At 40.1% G+C, this 1,765-nt stretch carries 2 protein-coding genes; one reads left to right on the forward strand and one right to left on the reverse strand.

Annotation, left to right across the window (positions count from 1 at the left end; translation table 11 throughout):
- Positions 1 to 245: 245 nt before the first annotated feature.
- Positions 246 to 770 carry a DUF3087 family protein gene (locus tag BCT81_RS03020; protein WP_102423201.1) on the reverse strand — a complete coding sequence of 175 codons (525 nt, stop codon included), beginning with the start codon at positions 768 to 770 and terminating at the stop codon, positions 246 to 248.
- 256 nt (positions 771 to 1,026) lie between these two features.
- Between BCT81_RS03020 and trmY the strand changes: the two genes are divergently transcribed.
- Positions 1,027 to 1,626 (forward strand): tRNA (pseudouridine(54)-N(1))-methyltransferase TrmY, encoded by a 600-nt coding sequence (gene trmY / locus BCT81_RS03025; RefSeq protein WP_004733046.1) that lies wholly within the window; start codon positions 1,027 to 1,029, stop codon positions 1,624 to 1,626.
- The last annotated feature ends 139 nt before the right edge of the window (positions 1,627 to 1,765 follow it).

The following is a 1,765-nucleotide window of genomic DNA, read 5'->3' on the forward strand; positions in this document are numbered from 1 at the left end:
ATTCTAGCGATTTAATCTTAAGTGTCAAACACTTTTTAAAATTAATTTATTTCGAACTTTCCGTCTTGCTGATTACTGCTGAAGCCTTGTGGCGTCTGCCGTGTCAGTGAGGCGGCATTATAGAGATCATCGAAAACATGGCAACCCCTTTTTCGATAAAAATTCAAAAAACCTTCTTAAGTGGCTACTTTTGCGTCAAAAGGCTCTTTAGTCGCTCAAAGCTCATACAATAATGGGCATATTACTTAAAACTTTGCGATTAGATCTTTCGAAAAAGCCTCTATATCTAGTTCAATACTCCATCTCTCGCTCAATTCTAAGATCTTATCTAGCGATTGCTGAACTGTTTTTATCGTCAATGTGTTGTTGTCTAGGTCGTATACCTGTTTTTGCGTGGTGTAATAGAAGTAAAGGATGGTCAGCGCGTCTCGGTCGCCTTGTTCAGCTTTGGGTTGAATACGCTTGAGCTTACGATAGATTTGATTATGGATTTGTTTAAGGTTCCACACATACACCGCTTCCTTAAAGTATTCATGCCCTTTTACACGACGCGCAATAAAAGCATTTAGCGCAACAGACAAGATCACTCCAAGCACGTTTAAATGGAAATTGCCCGTTGATTCACCAGCAATTGAATTTGTTGTGCCAAATAAGTCAATCAGTATGGTGCCGAACACGATAGCAAACACTGCAAGTGAGCCAACTAAACCAACCAACAACAGGTTCATCTTCTTTCTATATTCTTCTTTATCTATTTTCCGTAACTTCATCGACTACTTCCTTATGCAAGCCACCTAATAATTTGTGCATACTATCTATGTAAACAATCGGTCGCTTCAACCTTTACCATCTTGTAATGTGGTCATTCTCTATTTAATACGTTGAGTTCTTGGAGTTAGCGCTATAAGCAACTCTATTTGACTTCATTAATAGAAAAGAGTTACATACCGCCACAATTTTGGTTATTCATCAATTCATGTTGCTAAAGCTCGTTTCGCTTTATCACATACTGACAAGGTACATTCTATGCGTTCATTTGTATTACGCGCTCGCGCAGCCCCTACAGAGAGCAAACTTATCTTAGAAGGCGTTGGACAAGATGCTCATACTGAGATTTTGGCTCATACTTTGATGAACACGATCTTCGTTGCCCAGTCTCACCGCGAGAATGTCACCGTACACCTTGTATTAGAAAGTACTAAAGACTTTTCACGTACAATTACATTCGATTCTAATGAGATCACTAACATTGGTGGTTTCCATGAGTCGGCGTTGTTGTCAGCGGTAGTAAGAGCGGTTGACGCTTCTCAAGGCATGACTAAAGAACAGACGCGTCAGGTTGAGCCGGGCATTACTGTTCGTACTATGAGTTTTGAAAAACTTGTTAAAGAGCTAGCTGAAGACCACCAGCTGTACATGATGGATAAAAAAGGTGACTTTATCCGTGATGCAGAGATCGCTGAAAACCCATGTTTCCTTCTGACTGATCACATCCCTATGCCTAAGAAAAGCTACAACAGCTTAAAGCGCCTAGGTACAGAGAAAATCAGCTTAGGTCCAAACATGCTATTCGCTTCTCAGTGTGTCGTGTTAATCAACAACGAATTGGATATCCGCGGTTTCTAAACTAGATAAGACGAAATCCAATTAACAAAGCCCGGTTGTTTGAACTGACCCCCAATAGTTGGACACCAATTATTGGGGGTCTTTTTATGTCCAAATATAGCCGAGAGCTAAAATGTATCATTGCTAAGCAATATTTAGA

The organism is Vibrio sp. 10N.261.52.A1 (assembly GCF_002876325.1).
In the GTDB taxonomy this organism is placed as follows: domain Bacteria; phylum Pseudomonadota; class Gammaproteobacteria; order Enterobacterales; family Vibrionaceae; genus Vibrio; species Vibrio chagasii.

Bases quoted from the DNA above. Each gene is read 5' to 3' on its own strand.
- BCT81_RS03020 (WP_102423201.1), bottom strand. From the start codon at position 770: ATGAAGTTACGGAAAATAGATAAAGAAGAATATAGAAAGAAGATGAAC.
- trmY (WP_004733046.1), top strand. From the start codon at position 1,027: ATGCGTTCATTTGTATTACGCGCTCGCGCAGCCCCTACAGAGAGCAAA.